The 14,046-nt window shown below is 42.7% G+C and carries 13 protein-coding genes and 3 tRNA genes; 7 read left to right on the top strand and 9 right to left on the bottom strand.

Annotated elements, in window-relative coordinates:
* The first annotated feature begins 8 nt into the window (after positions 1-8).
* From H562_RS14715 to H562_RS0105325, 4 genes are all read left to right on the top strand, one after another.
* The gene (locus H562_RS14715) at positions 9-971 is read left to right on the top strand and encodes a YihY/virulence factor BrkB family protein (protein ID WP_051190408.1); all 963 of its coding nucleotides are present in this window, start codon (positions 9-11) and stop codon (positions 969-971) included.
* A gap of 105 nt (positions 972-1,076) precedes the next feature.
* Positions 1,077-1,161: transfer RNA gene (locus H562_RS0105340), tRNA-Leu, on the top strand.
* 346 nt (positions 1,162-1,507) lie between these two features.
* On the top strand, positions 1,508-2,986 hold the full coding sequence (locus tag H562_RS14710) for an SUMF1/EgtB/PvdO family nonheme iron enzyme (protein WP_051190407.1): 1,479 nt from the start codon (positions 1,508-1,510) through the stop codon (positions 2,984-2,986).
* A 63-nt stretch (positions 2,987-3,049) separates the two neighbouring features.
* Positions 3,050-3,970 carry a T9SS type A sorting domain-containing protein gene (locus H562_RS0105325; RefSeq protein WP_084466331.1) on the top strand — a complete coding sequence of 307 codons (921 nt, stop codon included), beginning with the start codon at positions 3,050-3,052 and terminating at the stop codon, positions 3,968-3,970.
* A 115-nt stretch (positions 3,971-4,085) separates the two neighbouring features.
* Here the strand turns inward: H562_RS0105325 and H562_RS0105315 are convergent.
* The 4 genes from H562_RS0105315 to H562_RS0105300 form a co-directional block, all read right to left on the bottom strand.
* Positions 4,086-4,157: transfer RNA gene (locus H562_RS0105315), tRNA-Glu, on the bottom strand.
* 20 nt (positions 4,158-4,177) lie between these two features.
* Positions 4,178-4,432 carry a 30S ribosomal protein S20 gene (gene rpsT / locus H562_RS0105310; protein ID WP_027376552.1) on the bottom strand — a complete coding sequence of 85 codons (255 nt, stop codon included), beginning with the start codon at positions 4,430-4,432 and terminating at the stop codon, positions 4,178-4,180.
* 87 nt (positions 4,433-4,519) lie between these two features.
* A tRNA-Glu gene (locus H562_RS0105305) sits at positions 4,520-4,591 on the bottom strand.
* Between the two features lie 59 nt (positions 4,592-4,650).
* Positions 4,651-5,949 (bottom strand): N-acetylmuramoyl-L-alanine amidase family protein, encoded by a 1,299-nt coding sequence (locus H562_RS0105300; protein ID WP_027376551.1) that lies wholly within the window; start codon positions 5,947-5,949, stop codon positions 4,651-4,653.
* Between the two features lie 55 nt (positions 5,950-6,004).
* Here H562_RS0105300 and H562_RS0105295 point away from each other — a divergent pair, with 55 nt between their 5' ends.
* The 3 genes from H562_RS0105295 to H562_RS0105285 are packed head-to-tail and all read left to right on the top strand — an operon-like array spanning position 6,005 to position 9,472.
* Positions 6,005-8,596, top strand: a complete 2,592-nt coding sequence (locus H562_RS0105295; RefSeq protein WP_027376550.1) for a putative LPS assembly protein LptD — start codon at positions 6,005-6,007, stop codon at positions 8,594-8,596.
* 51 nt (positions 8,597-8,647) lie between these two features.
* A complete protein-coding gene (locus tag H562_RS0105290) occupies positions 8,648-9,028 on the top strand; it encodes a RidA family protein (RefSeq protein ID WP_027376549.1) in 381 nt (126 codons plus the stop codon).
* Entirely contained in the window at positions 9,029-9,472 is a 444-nt protein-coding gene (locus H562_RS0105285) for a hypothetical protein (protein WP_027376548.1), read from the top strand.
* A 25-nt stretch (positions 9,473-9,497) separates the two neighbouring features.
* Here H562_RS0105285 and H562_RS0105280 read toward each other — a convergent pair whose 3' ends face one another.
* The 5 genes from H562_RS0105280 to H562_RS0105255 form a co-directional block, all read right to left on the bottom strand.
* Complete coding sequence (locus tag H562_RS0105280) at positions 9,498-10,778, bottom strand: DUF2130 domain-containing protein (protein WP_027376547.1); 1,281 nt, start codon at positions 10,776-10,778, stop codon at positions 9,498-9,500.
* 88 nt (positions 10,779-10,866) lie between these two features.
* Positions 10,867-11,418 carry a hypothetical protein gene (locus tag H562_RS0105275; RefSeq protein WP_027376546.1) on the bottom strand — a complete coding sequence of 184 codons (552 nt, stop codon included), beginning with the start codon at positions 11,416-11,418 and terminating at the stop codon, positions 10,867-10,869.
* Positions 11,419-11,671: 253 nt separating this feature from the next.
* Positions 11,672-12,049 carry a DUF3052 family protein gene (locus H562_RS15355; protein ID WP_051190406.1) on the bottom strand — a complete coding sequence of 126 codons (378 nt, stop codon included), beginning with the start codon at positions 12,047-12,049 and terminating at the stop codon, positions 11,672-11,674.
* Positions 12,050-12,092: 43 nt separating this feature from the next.
* A complete protein-coding gene (locus tag H562_RS0105260; RefSeq protein ID WP_156831967.1) occupies positions 12,093-12,281 on the bottom strand; it encodes a hypothetical protein in 189 nt (62 codons plus the stop codon).
* A 182-nt stretch (positions 12,282-12,463) separates the two neighbouring features.
* Positions 12,464-13,975, bottom strand: coding sequence for a trypsin-like peptidase domain-containing protein (locus tag H562_RS0105255; protein ID WP_027376544.1), 1,512 nt, complete (start codon positions 13,973-13,975; stop codon positions 12,464-12,466).
* Positions 13,976-14,046: the final 71 nt, after the last annotated feature.

Here is a 14,046-nt window from a genome sequence, read left to right as displayed (position 1 = left end):
AACTCCGCATGATGAAAAAATTCAAATTTTACTGGGAAACACTGAAAGAAACTTTTACGGAGTGGAACAACTCTCCGGCCGGCAAAGATTCTGCCAGTCTTGCTTATTACGCGATTTTTTCAATTCCCGGTCTGCTGATCATCATCATCTGGATCGCAGGCTATTTTTTTGGGCGTGAGGCGATTCAGGGAGAAATAAGCGCACAGATCAACACAATGATGGGCGAAGATGTCGCCAAAAGCATTGAGGAAATGATTGCTAGCGCACTTATTGACCGGCAGAATATCTTCATGAAGGTCGTTGGTATTTTTTCGCTTGTTTTCGGTGCCACCACCATATTTTTCCACCTTCAAAAATCACTGAATCAGCTCTGGGATGTGGAAGCTGCACCAAAAAAAGCGATCCTAAAATTCCTGCTGGACCGTGCAAATTCCCTGGGAATGATCTTGGTGATCGGTTTTCTGCTGATGACCACCATGCTGTTATCATCGCTGATCAGTTTATTTAATAATTTCCTTACGCAACAGTTTGGGTTTGAAACCTACCTGCTGATGGAGATCGTGAACTTTGCGGCAGGTTTTATTTTAATCGTGCTGGTATTTGCTTTTATGTTCAAAGTTTTGCCCGATGTGGAAATCTCCTGGCGTTCCGTTTGGGCGGGTGCTTTCCTTACCGCGCTGCTTTTCACCGTGGGCAAGTTTTTGCTGAGTCTTTATTTTGCCGAATTCAAACCTACCTCTGCATTTGGGAAAGCGGGAACTGTGATCCTTATTATGCTTTGGATCAACTATTCGTGTATGCTTATATTTTTCGGCGCCGAATTTACGAAGGTCTATTCGCAAAAAAAAGGCTTAAATATCGAACCCTCCAAACACGCCAAATGGAGCGCGGCCAAACTATATGACGCTGAAAGGAAATCACAGAAAACCGCTATCAACACCTTACAGGAAACCGAAAATATAACGGCTTAAATATGTGGGAACCGAATTTAATACTTCAGGTTAAAAAAATAATTTGTGTCATGATATTTTTTGCGGGATTTTCCTTAATTTTGCCGCACGCAAGACACATCCAAAGCCCGGATGGTGAAATTGGTAGACACGCTCGTTTCAGGTGCGAGTGCCCACAAGCTTGCAGGTTCGAGTCCTGTTCCGGGCACCAAAACACACTTTCCAGTGTGTTTTTTTTGCTTTAAGCTCAAAGTATAATTACGGTGAACCTCATAAAACGCAGAACATCTCTAAGCCCTGCTGATACATTCAGTTGTACTTAAAGTCCTGATTTCCATTCCATTCTCTTTCCTTTCACCGGTTAGATCTGACTTCATGATCTTGTGTCATTCAATTCCCACGATTTTTTTTTTAAAAATACCCACTGTAGGGTATATACTTTTTTGTGTGCTCCAATATCTTTGGTCTGCAGCAGGATATAAAATATTTTCAGCGATCCGGCGAAGAAGTATTTTTTCCATCTGCCGCAAAACATTTAACCTCAAAAATTTTTTACAATGAACACAAAAAATTACTTTCAAAAGATTGCATTTGTGGCACTCACCTTTTTCGGCCTCTCTGTGCAGGCGAACAACGTACAGATCAGCGGCACCTCGGTAGACACCGCAACAGGCCAAATTACATTTAGTCTGAAATGGGACAACAGCTGGCGTACCAATATAGCGCCTGCAAACCATGATGCAGTCTGGTTATTCATAAAATACCAGGACTGTGCAGACAAACTGTGGAAACATGCGAACCTTAGTGTAACTTCTGCAGACCATTCTGCCGGTGGCGCTCTGAAAGTGGATGCGGTATCCGACGGGAAAGGTGTTTTCATCTACCGCAGCTCAAACGGTGGCGGAAACATCAGCTCAACTTCCGTTACTTTAAAGATGAACGTTGCAGCGGCTAATTATGAAAACTATAATTTTAAAGTTTTCGGGGTGGAGATGGTGAATATTCCACAGATCTCATCCTATTGGGTTGGTGACGGAGTTGCCGCCTCGGCCTTTACAAAATATGAAATTACAGGCAATGGCTCGATCAGTTCTTCCGCCATTGGCTCAGGTAACAGCGCGCCTGCCGCCTTCCCAAAAGGATGGGCAAATTTCTATGCCATGAAGTATGAGATCTCCCAGGAACAGTACGTTAACTTTCTAAATACCCTGACTTATGGACAGCAGGCCCACAGGTCAGCAGCTGCACCGGATTCCCCACAGGGAACACAGGCGTTTGGCACCGCAAGCCGCAACGGTATAAAAATAAAAGTGCCCGGGAGCAACGCGGCAATTCCCGCAGTTTACGGTAATGATCTCACAGATGGCGACTTCGATGACTTAAATGATGGACAAAATATTGCCATGAGCACACTGGGCTATGCAGACGTCCTCGCCTACTTAGATTGGGCAGCACTGCGACCAATGAGCGAAATAGAGTTTGAAAAGATCTGCCGTGGTCCCTTGGCACCGGTAGCCGGCGAATATGCGTGGGGAACTACTGAAGCAACCGGCATTACACCAGGAGGCGTGGTGAATGGTGGGCAAGCTAATGAAGGATACAATACAGTGACTAACGGCCTGGCAAATTACGGTGCTTTAAGCGGATATGTTCCTGTAAATTTGGACGGACCTGTAAAGGTTGGTTTCAGCGCGACCAATTCCTCAGGGCGCCTTTCTGCATCTGCAGCATATTATGGTGCGATGGAGATGAGCGGAAATGTAGGAGAAATTACGGTGGCAGCGAAAACCGCAGGCGGCAGCACTTACACCGGAACACTCGGAGACGGACTGCTTTCCACCACCGCAGCAACCGACGGCGATGCCGATCAGGCAACCTGGCCCGACAATACAGGTCTTATACTGCGCGGAGGCCACTTTAATGCAAGCGGTTATGGCTACAGCGGAAATAACTCCGCACGTATGATGATCTCCGACCGGGCGGATACAGTAGGCGCTACCCGTATGTCCCAATACGGAGGAAGAGGTGTACGTTAATTTTCTGATTTGAAAAAAAGGAAACTAAAAAAAATCCCATTAACATTAAAATCAAATTAGAAAATGAAGACTATACTCACAAAACTACAGGTGTTGTCGCTCATTTTCCTGTTCCAAAACTTATTTTATGCGCAAAATGAAGAGCTGTATGCGTACCGCGGCGGTGCAGCAGATGGTTTTGCAACTGAAAGCGTAGAAACACAGAATTGCCAGACACCAAACAATCTTGTCGCCTACTTCGGAGGGGCGGGAGACGGCGAAGGCATGGACACATTAGCTGACAATGCAAGTTGCAGTACGCCATTTAACCAGTTCGCTTACTTTGGTGGCTCGGGTGATGGCGCTGCGACTGATGACCCTGCCCTCTTAAACTGCAGCACACCTTATCACTTCTTTGCTTATTTCGGTGGTGATGGTGACGGCGCATCTGAAGGCAAAACAACGGACGTTTGTCCTATCGATCCACCGGTAGCAGATTTTACGGCAGACGAAACTACAACATGTGTAGGTCATATTATAACATTTACAGATACCTCGACAAACAAACCGACGGGCTGGACCTGGACATTCGAAGGTGGAACACCGGCAACTGCATCGACAAAAACAGTGGGTGTAACGTACGGTTCACCCGGCGTTTACAAAGTAACACTCACCGCTGCAAACAATATTGGCTCAAATACAGTTACGAAGCCAGGCTATATTACCGTACTGGCCGATTGCACCACACTTGGAACCGCTCCCGAAGCGCAAAAGGTGAAAATGCAGGTATATCCGAATCCGACGAAAAATATCCTGTATATAAAATCGGATGAGATCATACTTAATGTTGAACTCTTTGACCTGGCCGGTAAAAAGATACTGGAGGCAAACCCCAAGCATATGCAAACCCAGCTGAATATTCAGCAAATACCGGCAGGTATGTACCTGCTTAGAATGCAAACGGCAGCGGGAATGACAGTTTCGAAAGTAATAAAGAGCGACTGATGAAAAATTAAATTTACACAGATAATGCTCAGCCGAAATGGATTTTTCCGTTTCGGCTTTTTTCGTTAAAAAAAAGCATAAAAAAACTTCCGAAAAATTAATTTCGGAAGTTAAGTAGCCCGTAGGGGAGTCGAACCCCTCTTACCAGGATGAAAACCTGAGGTCCTAACCGATAGACGAACGGGCCAGTGCGTCTTGTATATTGTGTTACGCTAAGTTATTAACGTGCTTGGTCAATTTACTTTTAAGATTAGCTGCTTTGTTTTTGTGGATGATGTTTTTCTTCACCAACTTATCCAACAAAGAGATTACTGAAGGCAATTGCTCTGTAGCAGCAGCTTTGTTCTCTTCATTTCGCAGAACTTTCAAAGCTGTTCTTGCAGTCTTGTGATAGTATCTGTTTCTTAATCTTTTCTTTTCGCTTTGTCTGATTCTTTTCAGAGCTGATTTATGATTTGCCATATCTTTCTAAAAACTTGGGTGCAAAGATAATAATCTTTTTCTTATTACAAAATAAATTTAAAAAAACTTTTTCAAGATTTTCATTAGTAGCCTATAAGGGAATCGAACCCCTGTTGCAAGACTGAAAATCTTGAGTCCTTACCACTAGACGAATAGGCCTTTGCTTTGAGGACTGCAAAAATATCACTAATGTTTTGATCCTGCAAACATCTCATAGTTTATTTGAAAACTTTTTCAATAACTGTGTTTTTAATGCCTTTCTCTTCGAGCTCTTTTTGCGTATTTACCGCCTCTTCGAGCGTGGTGAACCGGCCGTAAGTGTAATAGAATTTACCGTTTATCTTATCGCGTTTTACATCCTTCAGCGTGTTCAGCATATAAGAATTGGAACTCAGTTTTTGATCAGACACTGCAATTTCCAGGGTGTAATAGCCAATTCCCAGTTTTTGATTCGGAATAAATGAGATTGAGGTGGCGTTTTTGAAACCCGCATCTTTGGCATTCTTCAGGTTATTATCCCGAACCGAAGCCAGATTTGTGGTGCTGTAATAATATTTGTACATGCCGTTCTCCTTCATTGTAAGAATGTAATTCAAACCTTTCAAAGCAGGATCCGAGCCGGCATATTTCATTGGTGAGGACATCAGCAGAATGCGGAAATCGTTCTTCAAAGGTTTTTCCTCGGGCTTGTTGTCGGCGATTTTGGGTTGGCTGATATCGCCACCATTTCTTTCGAGCGCTTTTTTATATTTTTGAACCGCATCATAAATGCTTTCTGCAATTTCCCGCTGACCTTTGTCGGAAGAAAGGTAGCTCGCATCGTCATAGTTATTTACAAAACCGGTTTCAATAAGTATCGAGGGCATGGCATTCATCCGGAGAACATGGAGATCTGCCTGCTTGATGCCGCGCGAATACCTTTTGTCCCGGTTCGAAAAATTTTCTTCGACCAGACTTCCGATGAGCAGGCTGCTTTCCAGATATTTACTTTGCTGGATTTTCAATGCTATCAAAGATTCGGGAGATTTTGGATCATAAGACGCAAACATCTGCCTGTCCTTCTCATCGAGGTAAATCACGTCGTTTTCGGCCTTTGCCACTTCCAGATTGGTGCGGTTCTGATTTGGCCCCTGAATATAAGTTTCTGTACCGTTTGTTCCGGTGGAACTTGCAGGTGAAGCATTGACATGTACGGACAGGAAGAGGTCGGCCTTGCTGCGGTTTGCAAGTGTCGTACGCTCGCTCAGCGAGGGATATTCATCGTACTTTCGTGTATAGATCACTTTATAATCTTTATTCTTTTCGAGCAAGTTCCCAAGCTTCAGTATAATAGAAAGCGTAATGTCCTTTTCGCGCACCGTACCTAAGTCGCTGTATCTTCGGTTAGTACCTATGTCGTTGCCACCATGTCCGGCGTCGAGCACAATGGTAAATTTTTTCTGGGCACCACCGATAGCAAACAAAAGAAGGAAAAAGAAAAAGAAATATTTTTTAAACGAAAAACTGTAGGTAATCATCCTTAGATTTTAAAAATTGTATTAATTTTGACCACAAATTACAGAAAAAAGCGCTTTGGTCAAAACCGGCTTCAAAAATATACCACTAATTCTAATTATCCTAATTTTTAACAATTTTTTAGCACACCTCGGGGCTCAAAATTTGTCTGAAAATAAGGTAGTTAATGATACCATCCGGCAGGCGGATACTGTTGTGCTGAAGAAGGAACAGCTTGAGGCTGTGGTGAAAACCAAAGCCGACAACATTCGGAACGACATTCCGAAAAAGATGACCTTTCTCAATAAAAATGCGCAGGTCAACTATCAGGATATGACGATCGATGCTGATTATATTTCCATCGACTGGAACAAGTCTCTCATCTTCGCGCGTGGCGAACTCGATTCACTGGGACGGATTAAAACTCCCGCGGCAGCAACCCAAGGCGGCAAGAAATATGAGTATGACGAGTTTACCTATAATATAAAGACACGCCAGGCCATCGCCTTCAACGCGAGAACTGAAGAGAGCGAAGGCGTGATCGTGGCCGAAAAAACGAAGAAATACAACGATTCCGTATTCTTTATGCGGCGCGGGAAGTATACTACCGACGAATATTTCATTCAGAAAAAAGATACGATCGCTGACTACTATTTGCTTGCACCCAACATCAAACTTATTAAAGGAAAAGAAAAATCGCAGGTCATCACCGGACCGATACAGTTGTATATTGAGCAGGTTCCTACGCCGCTGGTAATGCCGTTTGCAATTCTGCCGTTTTCAGATAAAAGGAGCGCCGGGATTCTGATCCCAAGTTTTGGAGAAAGAGAAGATGTGGGTTTTTTCCTGAACTCGCTGGGTTACTACCAGCCGATAGGTGAACATTTCGATTTGAAAATCCTTACGGATATTTATACGAAAGGCAGCTGGAACCTGCGGCCTGAGATGAATTACAAAAAGAATTACCGCTATTCCGGTAATTTTTCCGCTGACATTGGAACCACGATCCGAGGGATCAAAGGTCTTTCTGATTATTCGAAAACGGGAACATACCGCATCGCGTGGCGCCATCAGCAGGATTCAAAGAGTAATCCTTTCCTCACTTTTTCGGCTTCAGTTGATGTAGTGAGCAATAAATTCTACAACAATACCGTCAATAATAATTACGCCTTTAACCAAAACAACCTGAATGCCCAGCAGAACTCCAGCATCAGTGTGGTGAAAAGGTTTTTGACTTTGCCGGTCACCATCACCGGAACATCATCTTATTCGCAGAATTTCTCCACAGGTCTTGCAGATCTTAAACTGCCGGTGCTGAATGTAGCTGTAAACCAGTTCTATCTTTTCAAACCAAAAACCGGAATCCGCCAGGGACTTTTAGAGAATATTACGGTAAATACAGGTTTAAATCTTAACAATTATGTGCAGACCAATGAAGGCGAACTCTTCACCAAAGCCATGTTCGATAAGATGCAGACCGGCCTGAAGAACAACATTGGTCTCGGAACAAATACGACACTTGCCAAATATTTTACATTTTCGCTGTCGGCAAATATTGATAATGCTTTGACCACCAAAACGCTGACGCGAAGCTACAATCCTGTAACCAACACGCTGGATGATGTACTGAATAAAAAGATCGCGGGCTATTCGTCTTTTTCCACAAGTGCGAGTTTGCAGACGGTACTTTACGGCATGCTGAACTTCAGGAAAAACTCTTCAATACAGGCAATCCGCCACATGATGACTCCGCAGATCGGCTTTAATTATTCACCCGATTTTTCTGCACCTTCATTTGGATACTACAGGAATTACTACAATGACCGCGGCGAGATTACACCCTATTCAATATTCGACAGAGGAATCATCGGCTCACCAAACTCCGGACTGGTAGAGGCGGTAAGTTTTGCCATTAACAACAACCTGGAAATGAAAGTGCGGTCCAAAAAAGACTCAACCGGCATTAAAAAAATAAAGATCTTCGAAAGTCTGAACTTCAATACCAACTATAATTTTGCAGCACCTACGCACAAGTGGTCACTTTTCTCCTTTAATGGCCAGACTACTTTGTTTGAAAAACTCAACCTGAATACAAGCCTCACGCTTGAGCCCTACCAAATCTATTTTGCGCCGGGCGAAGAAATTGGCGTGCGAACCGAAAACTTCGGGCATTTCAGCGTGCAGGGATTCAATGCGCAGCTTTCTTATCCGCTCAGCAGCGAAATTTTTGGCGGAAAAGAAAAAGTGGAACTTGCCAAGAAATACAGTAAAAAAGGAGAGATCAGAAATGAAAACTATTATTTCGATGATGATGATTACGCGCGGTTTAACCAACCCTGGACTTTAAACATCAACGCACAGTATGGTTACTCCAGAAGCTTAACACGTTTCGGAACACAAATGGCTTCGGTAGGTTTGGATGCAAGTTTGAAACTTTCACCGTACTGGAACCTCAATGGAAATCTTTATTACGACGTCATCACCAAAGAGATCGCAAACACAAGACTCGGATTCTCGCGTGACCAGCGGAGTTTTACGATCAACTTCAACTGGATCCCATACGGACAGTATAAAGTGTACGATTTCTTTATCGGCATCAAAGCCAACATTCTGCGCGATGCGCTGAAATATAAAGACCGAAGTTTTACCCAGCCAAACGCTCCGTTTTAAAATCATTTTAAATAACAAAACATAAGTTTTATATTTGCCAATAATGCTATTATGAAAAAACTCGTTTCTACTACCAAAGCTCCGGCCGCGATCGGGCCTTATGCACAGGCAAATTTTGCAAACGGAATCCTGTATATTTCAGGTCAGATTCCTTTGAATTCCGACACCGGAAAACTCGCCGAAGGTATAGAAGAGGCTACACACCAGGTAATGAAAAATCTGCAGGCGATCCTAACCGAAGCCGGCATGACTTTTAAAAACGTGATGAAGGCCACAATCTTTTTAAAGGAAATGGATGATTTTGCCGTGATGAATGAGATTTACGCCTCGTACCTGGATCCCGAAAATTACCCGGCGCGAGAAACAGTGCAGGTATCCTGTCTGCCAAAAAATGTAGATATTGAAATTTCAGTGATTGCACATCAGTTTTAAATGAACTTTCTTCGAAATACTTTTGCGGTAATTGTGGGCCTTGGTATGGCAGCACTCCTAATTTCTCTGGGCGTACGTCTGAACTCAGACTGGATCACCTACGAGGATTACGCACCGTTTAAACACTGGGAAACGCTGTTGCAGTCTATGGAACACAAACCCTACTTTTTTGTAGCATTACTTATTTCTTCGGGGATTGCAGCTACTGTCGGCGGCGTGGTGACAGCCGTGATCGTGAAGTATGCCAAAGTTGCATACGCGATTCTTATCGGCTTTATCCTGCTTTTCATCGCGATGCTCGACATCATTATTTTCCCTTACCACCCCACTTTTTACAAGATCCTGATCTTCCTCACCTTTTTCCCGTTTGCGTGGATGGGTGGTAAGATTACAGAAGTGATCTATGAGCGCAAAAAGAAAAAAAACCGCAGACTGCAGAAGTAGCGGTTTAATTTTCGTGTGTTTCCTCTTAAATCTGGGACTTATTCTGCAGCGCCTCAAACTTTGCACTCATGGTAGGATTCCCTTTGGTCAGTTTTTTAATAGTCAGATCTTCAGCTTTGTTGTTGGCTAACCTCAGATTATTTTCAGAAGAAAGTAAGGCTTCTTTGGTTTTCTGAAGATGGTCGATGGTTTTATCGATCTCATCGATGGCGGTTTTAAACTTACGGCTGGCGAGATCGTAATTGCGTGCAAAACCTTCTTTAAAGGCATTGATGTTATCTTCAAAATTGGTAATGTCCACGTTTTGATTCCGGATGTGCGACAATTCAGCTTTATACTGCATCGAATTCATTGCAGCATTTCTGAGCAGTGTGATAATCGGAATAAAAAACTGCGGACGAATGATGTACATTTTGGGATACCTGTGCGACACATCCACAATTCCGCAATTGTAAAGCTCACTTTCCGCTTCCAGAAGTGAAACCATTACGGCATATTCGCATTTCTTTTCGTTCCGGTCTTTGTCGAGTTCGCGGAAAAAATCTTCGTTTCTTTTTTTGGTCGCAGTTTCGTCGCCTTCGTTTTTCATTTCAAACATGATCGAAATGATTTCGTTCCCGAATTCATCTTCTTCGCGGTAAATGAAATCACCTTTACTGCCGGAGCGCGCATCATTGTCTTTTTCGAAATGTGCACGCTGAAAAGCTGTGGCGCGCAGTCTGTTGAATTCCGTTTCGCAGTGCTGCTCCAAGGTTTCACCGATCATCTTGGTGGAGAGTTTTAGCTTCATATCCTTGCGGAGCGCAATCTCTTCATCTTTCATTTTTATGATGTCCTCTTTGGTTTTCAGTGCAGCTGTAAATCTTTCTTTCAGGGATTTCTCCAGGAGTTCCATTTCTGTTTCCTTGCTTTTCAGCTCATTGCTCAGGCCGTCGCGTTCTTTTTCTATGGTACGCACGGCTTCGGTGACGCTTAAATTTTTATCGAGTTCCGCTTTTTCAATTTTTGATTTCAGTTCCGCGATGTCGGCTTCTTTCTCGGCCAGTTTTTCCGCGAGCTCAAGTTCACTTCTTCCGATGAGTTTGCTGATCTCGAGTTCTTTACGGGCAAGCGTTTCCTGAAAACTACTTTTGACTTCGGCTTCTGCAAGTTTTATGGCGTTCTTCTTTTCCTGTTCTGCCAGCTCAAGCCTTGACTGGATTTCCTCTTCAAACTGATGGTCGCGAACCTGTTTCAAAATAGCCGCAAAACCTGCTTCATCTACTTTAAAAGCTTTTTTGCAATTAGGGCAAATAATATCATTCATAAATAGTATTAAAATTAAATGTGTTTCTTTAAAGTTAAATTTACGGAAACTTTACAATGGCCGCTCTATTTTTCGATGAAGAAGAAATTTATTTCCCGTACGTTTTTGAATTTCCTTTGATGTACGTAATCAAAGCGTTGAATAAGGGATTAAAAGTATTCTGGTCATTCACGCCCACCCAAAAATCATCGTACAAAGTATCACCTATGAATATCTCATCGAAATTTTCGGGATTTATCAGTTTCAGCTGGATCCGCTTACTTTTCTCTTTGTTATCATCAAATTTCAGATAAAGGAATTTCCTGTATTTTCTGTAGGCATTATTAATTCCAATTTTGCCCGTCAGCGGGCCCACCTCATCCTGTTTGTTATCCCTGATTATATCTTTTTCCAGGTCATCGAAGGTAATTACCTGATCGAAGTAACCGATCTTTTCAGCCATTCCCTTCATAAAACTGTTGTTGGGAACCACAAGTAAACTTTTATTTGCATCCAGATCAAATGGTTTATTTACAAGAATATCTGCTTTTTTAGAAGCCTGAAAAAGCCCGTCTTCTGTTTTTTCGGATACTTTCATAACGGTGCAACTGTTGATTGCCAAAGCGGTTAAAAGCAAAACGGGTAAAAATATTTTTCGCATATTTATTTTTTATTGATTATTAATGGTTTTTGCAGAAGTATTCTGCAAGATGCTAAAAATACAAAAATTCCCGGCGGCAGGAATTTAATTTTTTTCAGGAAACTCAGTCACCGAAAATGTATAAAAAAAAAACCAACATTTTAATACGCTTGAAGCACTGCAAACCCAAGTTGATATTTAATGGCTTCAATCAGATGCTAGAAATTGGTTTTAATTCAAATATGAGCTTGACAAAACTAGCAGCTATATTTCCTTATTTCCCCACCATTTCCAACGGCCTCAACCGCAACGCACTCCATATCTCGTTAACTGAAACTGCAGTAACTGTTGCAAGTCCGAAGCTTTCTGCCGTTTCGCGAATGACATCGCGGCCGATATCGGTTTTTATTTTTGATGTTCCTTTGGGAAAGGCCAGCCATAAAACACTGTCACGCTCAATATTTTTTAAATCTGCGGTCAGAAAATCTGCAAGCTCCTTTTTGTCATTCAGGAAAACCAATGTGTTGGCGCTTTTATTTTTGGCAAACTCCGTTTTGAAACCGAGGGCCACAAATTCTTTTTTCAGTTGCGGCGGACAGTTCAGGACAGTTGCGGCGTCTCTGAACTTAAATTTTTTAATGATTTCCTGCATTGGCTTGTTTTAATATTCCTGAATAAAATGACGAAAATTCATTTTACTTTGCCGTTTTGAAATCCCCGAAAAACACCGCCAAAATCAGAATACCTATACCAATCCCGCTAAGCGCACCTTTGGCAAAGTCCGGAAATTCGGGAGAGTAATGAACTGCAACTTGCGAAACTGCAATAATCAGCGTTCCTGCGGCAAGAAGGAGGAGCGCATTTTTGCGCGAAAACTTTTTCATTATTTTTCTTACTAAAATAAATAATTCCGAGAACTGCCGCCAGTTTTTTTTGAGTTTTTTGGGACGCGACCTCTCCATCGCGATATAATTTTTAGTGAATTGTATTTTGGCACATCAAGATGTCACTAATAAAAAACGCAGCCTGAAAAAGCTGCGCTGATTTAATGAATATAATATTAAAACTACGGCATTTTGAAACCGCGGGTTGTAATTCTACCGTATTCGTCTACATATTTAACCTGTACATTTCCGGTGTATCCCTGCAGGATTTTATCCACATCTTTCTGGGAGTTTACAGGTTTGCCATTGATCTCGATCACGATATAGTTATCGACCACACCAATCTTAGACATTTCCAGACCATCGACCACATTTCGGGCGATCACGCCGCTGGTCAAACCATAATCGGTTTTAAATTTCTCGCTCAGCGGTTCAAACTCTGCACCTATTTTCTCGGAAACAGTAAGGTCGGCTTTGCTGCGGAACGAGGTTCCACCTTTCTCATCTTTGAGTGTTACACTTGCCGTATTTGATTTTCCGTTTCGCAGGTAGGTCACCATCACTTTGTCGCCCGGCCGCTTGGATCCTACTGCAAAAGAAAGATCGTAATAGCTGGATACAGTGATGTTGTCGACTTTGGTAATGATATCGCCTGTTCTTAAACCTGCATCTTCGGCACCACCGTTTTTGGAAACTTCGACCAAGTAAACACCGTCGCCTGATTTGATGTTGGTTTTCATCTGCTGGTTGTACTGTGAAACCTGACGCTGATCAGAAAGGTCCAAAGGTTTTACGCCAAGGAAGCCGCGCTGAACCAAACCAAACTGCTTAATGTCTTCCACCACTTTTCTTGCAAGGTTCGAAGGAACTGCGAAACCATAACCCTCATAATAACCGGTTTTCGAAGAGATCGCAGCATTGATGCCGATAAGTTCCCCATTTGGATTTACCAGCGCACCACCGGAATTTCCGGGATTAATGGCGGCATCGGTTTGAATGAAACTTTCAATCGGTGTTCTGGACTGCTGGCTCAAAAGATCAATACTTCGGCCTTTTGCAGAGACAATACCTGCCGTTACGGTAGAATTAAGTCCCATCGGATTGCCGACAGCCAAAACCCACTGCCCGACTTCTACATTATCTGAGTTTGCAAAATTGAGGTAGGGCAAACCTTTTTCTTCAATTTTTAAAAGTGCGATATCTGTGGTCGGATCGGTACCTACAAGGTTGGCAACGTAAGATTTTTTGTTGGAGAGTACAACCTCAAGTTTACTGGCACCGGCGATTACGTGGTTGTTTGAAATGATATATCCGTCCGGGGAAATAATAACTCCCGAGCCCATTCCTGTTGGCATGTTCGGTGGTGGCGTCTGCTGCTGTCTTTGGTTCTGCCCAAAGGGATTTCCGAAAAACAGATCGAACATATCCTGTTCACTTCTGTTTGAAGTTCGGTTCGAGAAATTCTTAATACTTACAACTGCCGGAACCGTCATTTTGGAGGCCTTCACGAAATCATCGCCTACACCGGCCATATTAAATGAAGCATACTTGGCATCGGTATTTTTTGGCGCGAAATACGAAAACTCCGAGTCTCCGCTTTTCACATTATAATAATTAATCGCCCCGAAGGTGGTAGCTCCAGAAATTACACCTACTACTGCGTAGGGAATTAATTTTTTTAAGGTATTTTTCATCGTCAAAATATATCTTAGAAACGTTTTTTATTTTAGCAAAACAAATTTAATGTTTAATAGGTATTGTGTAA

Source organism: Kaistella palustris DSM 21579 (genome assembly GCF_000422265.1).
Lineage (GTDB): Bacteria > Bacteroidota > Bacteroidia > Flavobacteriales > Weeksellaceae > Kaistella > Kaistella palustris.
The sequence above is the reverse complement of the archived record's forward strand: the minus strand, read 5'-3'. Positions and strand labels throughout refer to the sequence as shown.

Bases quoted from the DNA above. Each gene is read 5' to 3' on its own strand.
- H562_RS14715 (WP_051190408.1), top strand. From the start codon at position 9: ATGATGAAAAAATTCAAATTTTACTGGGAAACACTGAAAGAAACTTTT.
- H562_RS14710 (WP_051190407.1), top strand. From the start codon at position 1,508: ATGAACACAAAAAATTACTTTCAAAAGATTGCATTTGTGGCACTCACC.
- H562_RS0105325 (WP_084466331.1), top strand. From the start codon at position 3,050: ATGAAGACTATACTCACAAAACTACAGGTGTTGTCGCTCATTTTCCTG.
- rpsT (WP_027376552.1), bottom strand. From the start codon at position 4,432: ATGGCAAATCATAAATCAGCTCTGAAAAGAATCAGACAAAGCGAAAAG.
- H562_RS0105300 (WP_027376551.1), bottom strand. From the start codon at position 5,949: ATGATTACCTACAGTTTTTCGTTTAAAAAATATTTCTTTTTCTTTTTC.
- H562_RS0105290 (WP_027376549.1), top strand. From the start codon at position 8,648: ATGAAAAAACTCGTTTCTACTACCAAAGCTCCGGCCGCGATCGGGCCT.
- H562_RS0105285 (WP_027376548.1), top strand. From the start codon at position 9,029: ATGAACTTTCTTCGAAATACTTTTGCGGTAATTGTGGGCCTTGGTATG.
- H562_RS0105280 (WP_027376547.1), bottom strand. From the start codon at position 10,778: ATGAATGATATTATTTGCCCTAATTGCAAAAAAGCTTTTAAAGTAGAT.
- H562_RS0105275 (WP_027376546.1), bottom strand. From the start codon at position 11,418: ATGCGAAAAATATTTTTACCCGTTTTGCTTTTAACCGCTTTGGCAATC.
- H562_RS15355 (WP_051190406.1), bottom strand. From the start codon at position 12,049: ATGCAGGAAATCATTAAAAAATTTAAGTTCAGAGACGCCGCAACTGTC.
- H562_RS0105260 (WP_156831967.1), bottom strand. From the start codon at position 12,281: ATGAAAAAGTTTTCGCGCAAAAATGCGCTCCTCCTTCTTGCCGCAGGA.
- H562_RS0105255 (WP_027376544.1), bottom strand. From the start codon at position 13,975: ATGAAAAATACCTTAAAAAAATTAATTCCCTACGCAGTAGTAGGTGTA.